Source organism: Streptomyces sp. WG5 (assembly GCF_049974565.1).
In the GTDB taxonomy this organism is placed as follows: domain Bacteria; phylum Actinomycetota; class Actinomycetes; order Streptomycetales; family Streptomycetaceae; genus Streptomyces.
In genome coordinates this window covers 20,100-34,948 of the sequence record NZ_JBNGGC010000001.1, presented here as the reverse complement: position 1 = coordinate 34,948, position 14,849 = coordinate 20,100, and the positions used below count along the sequence as shown (strand labels likewise).

At 73.5% G+C, this 14,849-nt stretch carries 8 protein-coding genes; 4 read left to right on the top strand and 4 right to left on the bottom strand.

The features are described from left to right. Nucleotides 1-266 precede the first annotated feature (266 nt). The 3 genes from ACP4IX_RS00120 to ACP4IX_RS00110 all read left to right on the top strand — a co-directional run bounded on the left by ACP4IX_RS00120 (nt 267) and on the right by ACP4IX_RS00110 (nt 4,951). Entirely contained in the window at nt 267-863 is a 597-nt protein-coding gene (locus ACP4IX_RS00120) for a hypothetical protein (RefSeq protein WP_426554379.1), read from the top strand. 156 nt (nt 864-1,019) lie between these two features. Beyond that, nucleotides 1,020-3,263, top strand: coding sequence for a CDP-glycerol glycerophosphotransferase family protein (locus ACP4IX_RS00115; protein WP_426554378.1), 2,244 nt, complete (start codon nt 1,020-1,022; stop codon nt 3,261-3,263). Then, on the top strand, nt 3,260-4,951 hold the full coding sequence (locus ACP4IX_RS00110) for a glycosyltransferase family 2 protein (protein ID WP_426554377.1): 1,692 nt from the start codon (nt 3,260-3,262) through the stop codon (nt 4,949-4,951). Before ACP4IX_RS00115 ends, ACP4IX_RS00110 begins: the two co-directional genes overlap by 4 nt. Before the next feature lie 138 nt (nt 4,952-5,089). Here the strand turns inward: ACP4IX_RS00110 and ACP4IX_RS00105 are convergent, their stop codons facing one another. From ACP4IX_RS00105 to ACP4IX_RS00090, 4 genes are all read right to left on the bottom strand, one after another. Next, on the bottom strand, nt 5,090-6,556 hold the full coding sequence (locus tag ACP4IX_RS00105; protein ID WP_426554376.1) for a hypothetical protein: 1,467 nt from the start codon (nt 6,554-6,556) through the stop codon (nt 5,090-5,092). Between the two features lie 97 nt (nt 6,557-6,653). Then, nucleotides 6,654-11,594, bottom strand: a complete 4,941-nt coding sequence (locus ACP4IX_RS00100) for an NAD-glutamate dehydrogenase (protein ID WP_426516568.1) — start codon at nt 11,592-11,594, stop codon at nt 6,654-6,656. 685 nt (nt 11,595-12,279) lie between these two features. Beyond that, nucleotides 12,280-12,951: an HAD family hydrolase gene (locus ACP4IX_RS00095; protein ID WP_426554375.1), complete on the bottom strand. Its 672-nt coding sequence runs from the start codon at nt 12,949-12,951 to the stop codon at nt 12,280-12,282. Nucleotides 12,952-13,009: 58 nt separating this feature from the next. Further along, a complete protein-coding gene (locus ACP4IX_RS00090) occupies nt 13,010-13,528 on the bottom strand; it encodes a DUF6912 family protein (protein WP_426516564.1) in 519 nt (172 codons plus the stop codon). Nucleotides 13,529-14,122: 594 nt separating this feature from the next. Between ACP4IX_RS00090 and ACP4IX_RS00085 the strand changes: the two genes are divergently transcribed. Continuing rightward, nucleotides 14,123-14,740, top strand: coding sequence for an Rv3235 family protein (locus ACP4IX_RS00085; RefSeq protein WP_426554543.1), 618 nt, complete (start codon nt 14,123-14,125; stop codon nt 14,738-14,740). Nucleotides 14,741-14,849: the final 109 nt, after the last annotated feature.

Genomic DNA, 14,849 nt, shown 5'->3' with positions numbered 1-14,849 from the left:
GCGCTCCAGGAGGTCATCTCTCCCGCCCTCGACGCCGTCCGGGCCGGGACCAGCCCGGACGAGCATGACGGACGCGGAGTTCCGGCCTCCCTGGAACGTACGGGTCATGCGGCGGACGGTCGCTGCGGTCATCCGCCGGTCGCACCACCTCACCGGCCGTCAGACGGAGCCGATTCGTCCCTCGGAGCGACGCTCGGAGCCCCCGCGACCGGGATCTTCGGTACCGAACGGACCGAACAGCAGTCCGTCCGAGCCGAGGACCGCCCATGCAGCAGCTCCAGCACGCCGGAGAACCCACCACCGTCCGCCCCGGACGCTTGCGCGCCACCTGGCGGGCGGCCCACGAGCCCGTTGCCGGGGTGTCACGACGGATGCGACTGGTGGCTTACGCCGTGCCCTTGACCGTCCTTCCTTCCAGTGTCTGGCGGCTCCCGCCCGCGTTCGGCGAGGGTCGCGGACTCGGCGAGCGGTCGTACGTCGTCTTCCTCTCGGTTCTGTCCGAGGTCTTCGCCTTCGCCGCGATCGGTCTGATCGCCCGCTGGGGTGAGGTGTTCCCGCGCTGGATCCCGTTCCTTCGCGGCCGCCGGGTTCCGAGAAGGGCAGCCGTCCTCCCCGCCGCCATCGGCGCCGCGAGCCTCACCCTCCTGTTCACCCTCTTGTTCGTCGCCTCCCAGGTCAGGGGTACCACGATCCGAGGTGGCGACCTGCCGGCCGACTACCCCAGCCGAGCCGGCGGCTGGGAAACCGCCTGGTTCTACCTCTGCTACGCGCCGCTGACCCTGTGGGGGCCACTGCTGGGCGTACTGACTGTCGCGTACTGGAAACGCCGTTCCGCCGCCGAGAGGGCACCTGCGGCGGCGTGAGATCACTCGTCGCGCCATCCGGATGCGCCTCCTCCCCGCCGCGCCCCTTACCCCGGAAGATGTCGGAGCGGTTAACCCCTTTGCCTGTTTCATGGCAATATGACCGAACGGCCGAAGGAGTGTGTCGGGAGCGACGACGGCGAAGGAGTCCCCGCCATGTCCGAGACCCTGTCCGAGACCGCGTCCGAGACGCCCGAACTCAGCGTCGTCGTGCACGGCCCCGACGTCCAGGACCACCTGTCCGCACTCCTCGACTCCCTGGACGCCCACCCCCTCACCGGCGTCGAGGTGATCGTCGCCGCCGTCGGGGACTGGGCCCGGGAGGCCGCCGAGCGGCACACCCCCGCGTTCACCGTGCTGCCCCTGCCGGACGGGGCCCGCGACCCGGCGGCCCGCTCGGCCGGGGCGGCGCGGGCGTCGGGCCGGTGGCTGCACTTCGTCCACGCCAAGGACGGGCTGCCCCCGGGCGCCCCGCGCGCCATCGCCGAGCACGCCGCCGGCCTCCCCGACACCGTGGACGTCCTGCTCCTCGACCACGTCCGCAGCACCTGGCGCGCCTCCGGCCTGCCCTCCCCCGACGGCCCCCGCCTCGCCCGCGCGGGCCGTGCCGCCCTCGCCCCCGACGACCACCCGGCGCTGCTCGAAGTGACCCCGCTGCTCGGCAACCGGGCCGTGCGCGCCGGCTTCTGGCGGGCCCACGAGCGCCTCCTCACCACCGACGACGAGCCGTTCGCCGCGTACGCCGCCCTGCTGCTCGCCGACCGCGTCGCCTGCCTGCCCCACCCGGCGTACGAGGACCGCCGGCTGCGCCCCGAAAGCCTCCCGCCCCCCACGCCGGAGCAGCGGTACGCCCTGGTCGAGCGCTTCGAGACGCTCCTCGGCCTGGCCGCCGGCCGCCCGGCCGCGCACGCCGTCCTGTACGACCTGATGATCCGCGAGTGCCTCCACGCCTTCGCCCGCTCCGGGATGCCGGACGACGTCGCGCGGGAGTTCTTCCACCGGGCCTCCCTGGCCGCCCGGCGCCACCGCCCCGACGGCCACCGGCACCCGGCCGGCCTCGAGGGCGTACGCCGGTCGCTGCTGGAGCGGGACGCCTGCGCCGAGTACCGCGCCCTGCGGGCCGCCCACCGCACGCGCCGCAGGGCGCGGTCCGCGGTGCGCACCGGAAGGCACCGGGCCGGGACGCTGCTGCGCACCCTCCAGTACCGCCGGGCACTCGCCGGGCCGGTCGACCCCCACCTCGCCGTCTTCTCGGCGTACTGGGCCCGCGGCGTGGCCTGCAACCCCGCCGCGATCGCCGCCAGGCTCGCCGAACTCGCCCCCGGCGTCCACCCGGTGTGGGTGGTCACCGCGGCGGGCGCGGCCCTGCTGCCGCCCGGCACCGACCACGTCGTCCCCGGCACCCGCCGCTACTGGGAGGTACTGGCCCGCGCCAAGTACCTCGTCAACAACGTCAACTTCCCGGACGCGGTGGTCAAACGCCCCGGCACCGTCCACCTCCAGACCCACCACGGGACCCCGCTCAAGCGGATGGGGGTGGACCAGATGCCGTACCCCGCGGCCGCCCGGGGCCTCGACTTCCAGGCGCTGCTGGAGCGGGTGGACCGGTGGGACTTCAGCGTCAGCGCCAACAGCCACTCCACGCGCATGTGGCAGCGGGCGTACCCGTCCCGCCACGTCTCCCTCGACCACGGCTATCCGCGCAACGACGTCTTCTACACGGCCGGCGCCGCCGACGTCCGCGCGGTCCGCGAGCGCCTCGGCATCGCGCCCGGCCACCGGGCGGTCCTGTACGCGCCGACCCACCGCGACTACGAGGCCGGCTGGACCCCGCGCCTGGACCTCGCCGCCCTCGCCGACGCACTCGGCGAGGAAACGATTCTCCTGGTGCGCGCCCACTACTTCTACGAGGGCACGGCCGCCCCGCACGCCTCCCCGCCGGCCGGCCCGCGCCGCACCGGCCGGATCATCGACGTCTCCTCCTACGATCCGGTCGAGGAGCTGTGCCTGGCCGCCGACGCGCTGGTCACCGACTACTCGTCGATCATGTTCGACTACGCCAACCTCGACCGCCCGATCGTGATCCACGCCGACGACTGGGAGACGTACCGCACCACCCGCGGCGTCTACTTCGACCTGATGGCCGAGGCACCGGGCCCGGTCGCCCGCGACCAGGCGGAGCTGACGGAGATCCTCACCACGGACGCCTGGCGCGACGAACGCGCGGCGAAGGCGCGGGCCGCCTTCCGGCGCCGGTTCTGCGAGTACGACGACGGCCGCGCCGCCGAACGCGTCGTGCGCCGCGTCTTCCTCGGCGAGGACGAACGGACGCTGCCCCCCGTCCTGCCGGTCGAGGAACGCACTCCCGCGCCCAGCCCCGAGGAGGCGACCGCGTCATGAGCACGTCCACGGACTCCCTGACGGACGCCCCCGACGTCACCGTCACCGTCATCGTCCACAACGACGCCGGACGCCTCCCCCGCGCGGTCGCCTCCGTCCTGCGCCAGACCCACGCGAACCTCGAGGTCGTCATCAGCGACGACCACTCGACGGACGCGACCGAGGACGTGGCCCGCCGGCTCGCGGCCCGCGACCCCCGCGTCGGGTACCTCCGCCTGCCCGAGAACAGCGGCGGCTGCAGCGCCCCGCGCAACCGCGCCCTGGAGATCGCGCGGGCGCCGTACCTGATGTTCCTGGACAGCGACGACGAACTGCCCGAGCGCGCCGTGGAGGTCCTGCTCGCCGCCCACCGCGCACGCGACATCGACTTCGCGATGGGCGCGGTGCACCGGATACGCGTGGACGGCGGGCGCCGCACCACCTGGATGCCGCACCTGGTCGCCGAACGCCGCACGCTCGACGGCATCGAGGCCGACCCGCGGCTGTTCTTCGAGCACCTGGCGACCAGCAAGATGTACGCCCGCGCCTTCCTCGACCGGCACGGCCTGCGCTTCCCCGAGGGCATCCACTACGAGGACCAGCTCTTCTCGGCGCAGGCGTACTGCCTGGCCAAGACGTTCACCGTCGTCCCGGATCCCGTCTACCGCTGGTACGTCGCCCCGTACGCCGCCTCCGAGGCGGCCTCCATCTCCAACCAGCGGTACAAGCTGACCAACGTCCGCGACCGCGTCCACGTCCAGCGCCTCATCGACGCGTTCCTGGCCGAGAGCGGGCACGAGTCGCTGCGCGAGGACAAGGACTTCAAGTTCCTCAAGCACGACTTCCGGATGTACGCGGGCGACCTGCCGTACCGGGACGACGCGTGGCTCGCGTCCTTCGCGGACCTCGTGAACCCGTACCTCGACACGCTGGCCCCGGGTGCCTTCGCCCGCCTCCCCCGCCCCGAACGGGTCGTGCTCCAGCTGGTCCGCGACCGCCGGCTGTCCGACGTACGGGAGGCGGCCCACGGCCTCGGGCACGACGTGGCACCCCGCCGGACCACGACGGACCCGGCGGACGGCCGCACGTACTGGGGCGAGGAGCTCCCGCACTCCGCACAGGCCCGCCGCGAGCTGGACCTGACGGACCTGGACCTGGACACCCGCCCGTTCTCCAGCGCCGGGCTCCGCCACGAGATCACCGGGATCGCGCGGGGCCCCGGCGCCTGCGTCGACCTGACCGTCCGCACCTACGACCCGGCCCTGCGCCTCCCGGTCGGCCCCCGGCGCGCCACCCTCCACCTCTCCCCCGGCCGTCGTCGCCTGACCGTCCCCTTCCGCCTCTCCCCCGTCCGCCCCGGCACCTTCGAGGGCCGCGTACGCCTGGACCTGGCGTCGGCGCCCCTCCCCTTCCACGGCTTCGAGGGCGTCCGCCACCCCGTACTCCGCCTCCACCACCAGGGCCAGACCCACACGGGCATCGTCCTGGCCCCCCTGTCCTTCCCGGCGCTGACCGCCCGTGTCCCCTACCGCGCCGGCGCGACCCCGCACCGGGTCACCGTGGAACCGGAGGGCCACAACCCGGGACGCCTCCGGATCCGCTGGCAGCCGGTGGGCGCCACGGCGACGCTGATCCGCCCGGCCGTGCACCGCCTGGCCACGCCCCGGGTGAAGCGAGCGGCCCGCCTGGCAGCCGGCATCCTCCACTGACGCCGCCGCCACGACCCGCGGGCAGCGTCGGCGTCGGCGTCGGCAGCGCCGGTACCCGTTCCCCCTTCGTTCCCCTCCTCCACTCGTTCCTCTCCTCCACCACGTTCCCCCTCCACCCGGTTCACCCCACCGCCCCGTTCATCCCACCACCGCGTACAGCACCTCCCCGCCCGGTCCCCGAGCCACCTCCCGCAAGCCCTCGGCCCCCCGGAGCGCCTCGCCCCGGTCCACCACCCACCGCACCCCGTACTCCCGCACGATCCCCCGCCGCACACTCCCCGCCACTCCCTCCGCGAAGTACGTCCGCGACGCCGCGACCCGGGCCCCCTCGTCGGGCAGGAAGAAGTCGGGATATCCCGGAGCCACGGTGTACGCCCCGTACGCCGGGATCTGCCGTGAGGGGGACTCCCGCGCCATGACCACGTCCCCGTACCCCACCCACGGCGTGATCCAGTGGTACCCCGTCCACGGCTCCCGGTACTTCCCCTCGACCGCCCCCGGCAACACCCCCCGCCCCACCACGTACCCGAGCACCCCCGCCTGCCCCCACGCCCCCACCACCAGCGCCGCGCCCAGCACGCACGCCCACCCGGCCCGCACCACCCGGCGCCCGGACTCCGCCGCCTCCAGCGCCACCGCGAGCTGCGCCGGAATCAGCACGGCCGGCAGCACCCGCCCCCACGACCAGTGCCCGCTCACCCCACCCGCCACGAACACCACCGCACCCAGCACGAAGAACAGCACCAGCGCGTCCCGCCCCTCCCGCCGCCGGCGCACCTCCAGCGCCGCCACTCCCACCAGCACCAGCCAGTACCGTCCGAGCAGGTCCCGGTAGAGCGAACGGTGCACCGCGTCCATCCCGTCCCCGGCGCCGAGCAGCGCGAAGAAGTCGTAGTACGGCCAGGCCCACAGCACCACCGTCCCCAGCACCAGCCCCGCCCCGAACCGCCCCCACCCGCTCCGCCCGGCCCGCGCCGCGATCACGACGGCGAGCGCGCCCAGCGAGGCGACGACCCCGGAGAACTGGTGGACGAGCAGGATCACCGCCCACAGCACTCCGCACCCGAGCCAGGCCGCCCATCCGGCCGGCTGCGCCAGCCACGCCCACAGGTGAAACGCGAGACCGAGCGCGAGCACGCTCGGATAGGCCACCGTCAGCGCCAGCGAGTGGAGTCCGAGGAATCCGCTCCAGCTGAACTCCGCCGTGCCCCACAGCAGCACCAGGCAGAGCAACGCGAGCGGGGGCGCCGCCGGACGCGCGCTCAGCACCCGTATGTACCGCCACACGCCCGTCACCAGCAGCCCGAGCGCCGCCAGTGCACCGATCCGCAGCACGACGAAGACGGAGAGCCCGGTCGCCCTGGCCACGCAGCCGAGCAGCACCGTCCACGGCGAGTAGTAGGGGCTCGGCGTGTCCGCGTCGACCAGTGGATTGCCGGGGTCGAGCAGGCTGTGCCGCAGGCGTTCGACGGTGGCCGCGTGGATGCCCAGGTCACCGGCCCAGGGCAGCCGGACGACCACCAGGAACAGCAGCAGGAGAAGGGGGAGGAGGAGCAGAAGGGGGACGAGCGCGGCGACGCGTGTCGTCCGGAGGCGCCCGGTCACGCGGCCACTTTATACGGGACATCCGGGCAACTCGGATATAAAGGCGCCCCGGGCCTTGACGGGCCCGGGGCGCCTCACCCGGCTACGGCGTCACGCGTCACGCATGCGTGCGCAGCAGCGTCCGCATCGTCCGCATCGCCACCGACAGGTTGGCCAGGTCGAAGGCGTCCGAACCGCGGATCTCCTCCAGGGTGGTGCGGGCCCGGCCGAGGATCGCCGCGTTCTTCTGCTCCCACGCCTTGAACCGCTGCTCGGGCGTCGACGTGCCGTTGCCCGCCGCCAGGACGTCGGCGGTGAGCGACGCGTGGGCCGCGTACAGGTCCTCGCGGATCGCCGCGCGGGCCATGGACTGCCAGCGGTCGGTGCGGGGCAGATCGCTGATCCGGTCCATCAGCTGGGTGACGCTCAGCCGGTCGGCGAGGTCGTAGTACACCTCGGCGACGTCCAGCGGCTCCTTGCCCGTGCGGTCGGCCACCGACACGATGTCCAGCGTCGGGAACGCCGACGAGAACCCGGCCACCCGCGTGGCCGGCTCGTCCGGGACTCCGGCGGCGGTCAGCTCGTCGTAGATGTGCTGGTACCACTCCGCGTCCGCGCCGCGCAGCAGCTTGGGCAGCTGCGACCAGACCTGCTCGACGCGCTCGGCGAAGAAGTCGACGGTCTCGGCGAGTTCCAGCGGCTGCGGCCGGTTGTTGAGCAGCCAGCGCGTGCCGCGCTCGACCAGCCGCCGCGAGTGCAGCCTGATGCGGGTCTGCACGGCGGCCTCGACCTTGGTGTCCAGGGCCTCCACCGCGTCCCACACCGGGGCGGCGCGGAAGATCGCCCGGGCCGCGGTCTGCGCCCGCACGATCTCCTCCAGCGACGCACCGGTCTCCTCGCGCATCCGGTGCAGGTACGTCGTACCGCCCGTGTTGACCGTGTCGTTGACCAGGACGGTCGTCGTGATCTCGCGGCGCAGCGGGTGGCCGTCGATCCGGTCGCCGAACTGCTCGCGCAGCGCCGTCGGGAAGTACGCGTGCAGCAGGCCCTTGAGGTACGGGTCGTCGGGCAGCGAGGTGTGCAGCAGCTCCTCGGCGACCGTGATCTTCGTGTACGCCAGCAGCACGGCCGTCTCGGGACCGGTCAGGCCCTGCCCGGTGCCGAGGCGCTCGCGGATCTGGCGGTCGGTGGGCAGGAACTCCAGGGCCCGGTTGAGGTGCCCCTCCCTGACCAGGTGGCGCATGAAGCGCTGCTGGGCGTGGAGCATGTCCTTGGACTGGGCCAGCGCGTTGGCGATCGCGGTGTTCTGCGCGTAGTTGTTGCGCAGGACGAGCGCGCCGACCTCGTCGGTCATCTCGGCGAGCAGCTTGTTGCGCTGCTTGACGGTCATGTCGCCGTCCTTGACGAGACCGTTGAGCAGGATCTTGATGTTCACCTCGTGGTCGGAGGTGTCCACGCCCGCGCTGTTGTCGATGGCGTCGGTGTTGACCCGGCCGCCGTGCGTGGCGATCTCGATCCGGCCGAGCTGGGTCAGGCCCAGGTTGCCGCCCTCGCCGACGACCCGGGCCCGCAGGTCCTTGCCGTCGACGCGGATGGCGTCGTTGGCCTTGTCGCCGACGTCGCCGTTGGACTCGGTGGACGCCTTGACGTACGTACCGATGCCGCCGTTCCACAGCAGGTCCACCGGGGCGACGAGGATGGCCTTCATCAGCTCGGCCGGGGTCATCTTGGTGACGCCGGGCTCGATGCCGAGGGCCTCGCGCATGTGGGCGTTGACCGGGATGGACTTGGCCGAGCGCGGGAAGACGCCGCCGCCGGCCGAGAGCAGTTCGGTGTCGTAGTCCGCCCACGACGAGCGCGGCAGCTCGAACAGGCGGCGGCGCTCGGCGTACGAGGTGGCCGCGTCCGGGTTCGGGTCGACGACGATGTGCCGGTGGTCGAAGGCGGCGACCAGGCGGATGTGCTCGCTGAGCAGCATGCCGTTGCCGAACACGTCACCGGACATGTCGCCGATGCCGACGACGGTGAAGTCCTGGGTCTGGGTGTCCACGCCCAGCTCCCGGAAGTGCCGCTTGACGGACTCCCAGGCACCGCGGGCGGTGATGCCCATGCCCTTGTGGTCGTAGCCCGCCGAGCCGCCGGAGGCGAAGGCGTCGCCGAGCCAGAAGTTGTAGGACTCGGCGACCTCGTTGGCGATGTCCGAGAACTTCGCGGTGCCCTTGTCGGCGGCGACCACGAGGTAGGTGTCGTCCTCGTCGTGCCGGACGACGTCCGCGGGGTGCACGACCTCGCCGGCCACCATGTTGTCGGTGATGTCGAGGAGCGCGGAGATGAAGGTGCGGTAGCTGGCGACGCCCTCGGCCATCCAGGCGTCGCGGTCGGTGTTCGGGTCGGGAAGCTGCTTGGCGACGAAGCCGCCCTTGGCACCGACCGGCACGATGACGGTGTTCTTCACCATCTGCGCCTTGACCAGGCCGAGGATCTCGGTACGGAAGTCCTCCCGCCGGTCCGACCAGCGCAGACCGCCGCGCGCGACCTTGCCGAAGCGCAGGTGCACGCCCTCGACGCGCGGCGAGTACACCCAGATCTCGAACGCCGGGCGCGGCGCGGGCAGGTCGGGGATGGCCTGCGGGTCGAACTTCATGGAGACGTAGTCGTGCGGCTCGCCGTCGCTGGTCTTCTGGAAGAAGTTGGTCCGCAGCGTCGCCTTGATGACGGTGAGGAAGGACCTCAGGATCCGGTCCTCGTCGAGGCTCGCGACCTGGTCGAGGGCCGCGTCGACCTCTTCGAGCAGGGCGTCGACGATCTCGCGCCCGGCGCGCTGCCGCTCCGGGGCCATCCGCGCCTCGAAGAGGGAGACGAGCAGGCGCGTGGTGTGGACGTTGTTGCGGAGGGTGTCCTCCATGTAGTCCTGGCTGAACGTCGAGCCGGCCTGCCGCAGGTACTTGGCGTACGCGCGCAGCACCATCGCCTGCCGCCAGGTCAGCCCGGCGCTGAGGACGAGGGCGTTGAAGCCGTCGTTCTCCGCCTGGCCGGTCCAGGTGGCGGCGAAGGCGTCCTGCACGCGCTCGCGCGCGTCGTCGCCGAGGTAGTCGGCGCCGCCCGCCACCGACTTGGGCATGCGCAGCCCGAAGTCGTAGATCCAGGCGGTCGTGCGGTCCGAGCAGCGCAGTTCGTACGGCCGCTCGTCGGTGACCTCGACGCCGAGCCGGCTGAGCACCGGGAGGACGGCCGACAGGGAGACCTGGCCGCCCTTCTGGTAGATCTTGAAACGCCGCTCCTCGGGCGCGGCACCGACCGGCTCGTACAGGCTCAGCGCGAACGTCCGGTCCTCGTCGAGCCGCTCCAGGTGACCGAGGTCGGCGACCGCGGAGCGCGGGCCGTGGTCGGCCTTGTAGCCCTCGGGGAAGGCACTTCCGTACTGGCGCAGCAGCTCGGCGGACCGCTCCTCGCCGACCTCGGCGGTCAGCGCCTCGGCGAACCCGTCGGCCCAGGAGCGGGCGGCCTCGACGAGGCGGGCCTCGATGCGCTCCTTGTCGGCGTCGGACAGCTGCGGCAGCTCGGTGCCCTGCGGGACGCGGACCACGAAGTGCAGCCGGGACAGGATCGACTCGGTGTTCCAGGCGGTGAAGTCGACGCTGGTGCCGCCGAGCTCCTCCTTGAGGATGTCGATGATCCGCAGCCGGACGCCGGTGGTGTAGCGGTCGCGGGGGAGGTAGACGAGGGCCGAGTAGTAGCGCCCGTACTCGTCCTGGCGCAGGTAGAGGCGCAGGCGGCGCCGCTCCTGGAGGTAGAGCACGGAGGTGACGATGGCCTGCAGCTCGTCCGGCGGGGTCTGGAACAGCTCGTCGCGCGGGTAGGTCTCCAGGATCTGGAGCAGGTCCCGCCCGTCGTGGCTGTGGGGCGAGAAGCCGGCCCGCTCCAGCACCTCCTCCACCTTGCGCCGGATGACCGGGACGCGGCGGACGGACTCCGTGTAGGCGGCGGAGGAGAACAGGCCGAGGAAGCGGCGCTCGCCGACCACGTTGCCGTTCTCGTCGAACTTCTTGACGCCGATGTAGTCCAGGTACGACGGCCGGTGCACGGTGGCCCGGCTGTTGGCCTTGGTCAGCACCAGCAGCCGGTGCTCGCGGGCCTTGGCCCGGGCGTCCGCGGGCAGCCGCTCGAAGGACGGACTGACCGGGTGGCTCTCGTCGGCCGCGTGGTGCGGGTCGGAGCGCAGGATGCCGAGGCCGGTGCCGGGGACGGCGGCGAGGGAGTCGTCGCCGCGCAGCTGGTACTCGCGGTAGCCGAGGAAGGTGAAGTGGTCGTCGGCCAGCCAGCGCAGCAGCTCGCGGGCCTCCTCCAGCTCACGCGGGGGAAGGTCGCCGGGGGTGGGCTCCGCCGGCAGCCGCTCCGCGATGCGGACGGCCGCGTCGCGCATCTTGCCCCAGTCCTCGACGGTCTCGCGGACGTCGTTCAGGACGCGGAGCAGGTCGGCGGTGATCTGCTTGAGGTCGCCGCGGTCGGTCTCGCGGTCGAACTCCACGTGGATCCAGGACTCGACGTGCGCGTCGTGCGGCAGGCCGGCGGTGGGCGGACCGGCGAGCACCTCGACCAGCTTGCCGGTGACGTCGCGCCGCACCACGATCTGCGGGTGGACGACGACGTGGATGCCGCGGCCCTGCCGGGTCAGCTCGTTGGTCACGGAGTCGACGAGGAAGGGCATGTCGTCCGTGACCACCTCGACGACGGAGTGGCTGCACGTCCAGCCGTTCTCCTCGACCGTCGGGGTGTGCACCCGCACGTTCGCCGTGCCCTGCGGACGGTTCTCGGCCAGCCGGTAGTGCGAGACGGCGGCTCCGAAGACGTCGACCGGGTCGCGGTCGGCCAGGTCCTCCGGGGCGGTATGCCGGTAGTAGCGCTGGAGGAACGCGAACACGGATGCGTGGTCCGGGGTGCCCGGGGTGCTCCCGTCCGTCGTCCCGGTCGGTAGGTGCCCCCCGACCGGGCTGTTCTCAGCTACCCGCGCAGCCCTTTCGAGCAGCTCGGCCTTGGCTTCGTCCAGCTTGGTCTGCATTGTCCTCTGACTCCTGTCGCGCGCCGTTGCGTGACGTAGAAGGAAGTACGGTCTCCTGCCTTCCGGCATGACGTCGAGACGCGGGGTGTCCGGTCTGTTCCGACGCTATGCCGCAAGGCGCGAAGAGCGGGGGCATATCAGCCAATGTCGCCGCGTCCGCCGGGTGTGACGTCGCTCTCGCCGCCACCGCCCGGGGGATGCGCGGCGCCGTACCGGGGGCCCTCGATGCCCCGTCCCGCCCGCGAAGACCAGCGACCGCCGCCCGGACACGGATGTCGTCCGTGCGCACCGGGCGCGGGGCGGGGGCACCAGTGCCCCCGCGAGCTATCGCGCTGATCACGCCACAAGGCTATCGCTCCCCGCGGGGCCCCCGTCACGAGCCGCATGTGTACAAAACCAGGGCCGAAACTTTGACGTTTTGCACAGAACCACTTCCCCCGCAGCGGACGGACGCGCCTCCCCCGGTGCCTGAACGCCCGGGTGGGTACCCGCGGGCCCGGCACGGAGCCGGCCCGGGCGGGACGGGGCCGGCCCGGGCGGGACGGGCGGCACCCCGCCACGCCGGGCTGCCCGCCCACCGGGCTCGCTCCGGCGCGGACCACCCTCGCCCCCTCTCCCCCGCAGAGCCACCACACGAGCCCGCGACGGCTGCCCAGCCCGCGGCGCCTGCCGGCCCGCGGCAGCCTCACGCCGCCAGCCGCTCCGCCTCCGCCACCGCCTCCGCCAACGTGTCCACCACGGGCACGCCGACCCCCTCGAGGCTGGCGCGGCTGTGCGACCCCCCGGTGTACAGCACCGCACCCGCTCCCACGTGCCGCGCGGCCACCGCGTCATCCGCGGCGTCCCCGATCACCACCGTGCGGGCGGGCTCCACCCCGGCCCGCGCCAGCTCCGCGAGGTGCCGGACCATGTGCTCCGCCTTGCTGCCCCCGGACGGCCCGGTCCGCCCGTCGACCCGTATGAAGTGCGCCTCGATCCCGAACCCCTTGACCAGCGGCACCAGCTCGTCATGGCCGTACATGCTGAGGATCGACTGGCTGCGCCCCGCCGACCGCCAGCCCGCGAGCAGCTCCGCCACGCCCTCGGCGAGCCCGCACCGCACCCGGTGCTCGGTGTAGTGGCGGTGGAAGGCCGCGTCCATGACCTCCCACTCGGCGTCGGTGGGCAGCCGCCCCATCAGCCGCTCGTAGAACTTGGGCACCGGCACGCAGTACAGCGCCCGGTACTGCTCCAGCGTGATCGACGCCAGTCCCAGCTCGGCGAAGGCGGCGTTCGTCGCCCCGATGACCGCGTCATTGTCGTGGAACAGCGTCCCGTTCCAGTCCCAGACGATGTGCGCCCCTGTCTGCATCCCCATGCTCAAGAACGTACCCGCCGCCACTGACAGTCAGGACGGGGACCTCGACGGCGGTACGTCAGTGACCGGCCCCCACCAGGTTCGGGATCTCCTGCGTCGCGTACCACAGCAGCTCGTGGTCCTCCGCCCCGTCCACGACGAACCGGGCGTCGTCGTCCCCGCCGTCCGCCGCGGCGAGGGCCTCGGCCGCCGCGGTCACGTCCGCCTCCGCGTCGGCGGAGTCGACGTGCACCGAGGCCACCTCGGCCAGCCGCAGGGGTTCGGCGAGCAGCACCGCGCCCAGCGCCGCCGGGTCCTCGCGCCCGCGGTCCGGGCCGGCCGAGGCGGCGCCGTCGGCCACGTCGGCGGCGACCACGACCCGGCGCCGCGCCGCGTCCGCGTCGGCCGCCAACCGCCGCAGCGAGGCCAGCGCGGCCCGGTTCAGGGCGGCGTACTCCAGCTCCTCGACATCGTCCGAGCGGTACCACTCACGCAGCCCCGGGGTGACGGCGTAGGCGACGAGCGGACCGGACCCCAGCTTCCCCGTCCTGTGCGCCTCGGCGAGGCCGGCGAGGGTCAGGGGGACGTAGACGCGCATGGGACTTCCGCTTTCGTGTCGGGAGCTCCACCGAAGACCTCGGTCGGCCTGGGGTGATGTGGGGTGCCGGGTCGGCCTGGACGAGCCTTCAGGATACGTGCGGGTGTCCCCTTTCGGGTCCCCGCCCGTGGTGTCCGACGTGTCCACCCCGGGCCCGGAATTCACCCGGTGCAGCCGCTCCGCGCCGGGCTCTCCGACCACCCTGGTCACTCTGATAGGTGAACCTCCTGACACCCTCGGCCCGGCCGCCCTCCTCCTTGCCGTCCCCCCGCACCACCCCGTACAAGATCCCCGATCACGAAGTTACTGCCCGGTATCGTCCGGGCCGCCGAACGGGGAGCCCCCATGCGCAAGGTCATGACCCGGACCGAGCTCCGCCCGAGCAGCACACCCCTCCGCACCCCGGACGGCTCGCTCGTCCCCACCCCTGCCCGCACGCCCGGCGACGAACCCACGTCCCGCCCGCCTGCCGCAGCACCACCGGCCGCCCCGGCCGGCACCCCGCACCGCACGGCCGCGGGCGTCCCGCCCCGCCCGACCGGCGGCCCCGAGCCCCGCACGACCGGCAGCGCCCCACCCCGCCCAGCCGGCGGCATGCCGCCCCGCAGGCCCGGCGGAAGGGCCGTGCGGGCCGCGGCGCCCGGTGGCCGGCCGCCTGGCTCCCCGGGCAGGGACTCGCGTGCCCGTACGAGGCCCGCGGACACCCGTCCGCCCACGACCGGCCCGGGCAGGGCCCCCAGGACGGCTTCCCGCACGGCGACGGGTGCCTCCCTGGCCGGCCCCGCCGCAGCCGCAGCCGCCGTGCACAGGACCGCGCCGGCTCCCGCACCGCCTCCCGCCCCCGCCCGGCCCCCTCGCCCGCCCGTCCCGCAGCTCCGTCCCACCGACCGTTTCGCCGAGCTCCTCCTCAACGTCCTGAGCGGCCGGCGCCCCGTCCACTCGATGCTCCGGCACACCGCCGGGCGTGCCTACGACGAGCTGGCCCACCTCGCCGAACGCGGCCCCCTGCGCACCCGCGGCACCCTGCCCGTCGTCCGCGACATCGGCTACTTCGAGCCCCGGCCGGGTGCCCTGGAGGTCTTCGCCCGCATCGGCGCGGGCGACCAGCTGCGCGCCATGGCCTTCCGGCTGGAGCGGGGCGGGGACCTGCGCTGGCGTTGCACGGCGGTGGAACTGGGCGGACCCCGCCGCCCGCACACGGACGACGACTGATCCCGCGTCCGGCCGACACCGCCCGAAGACCGGTGCCGGCCGCCGGGCAGGCCGAAGGGCCGGGCACCCACGGGTGCCCGGCCCTTCCTGCCGCTACGGCGCCCACCGG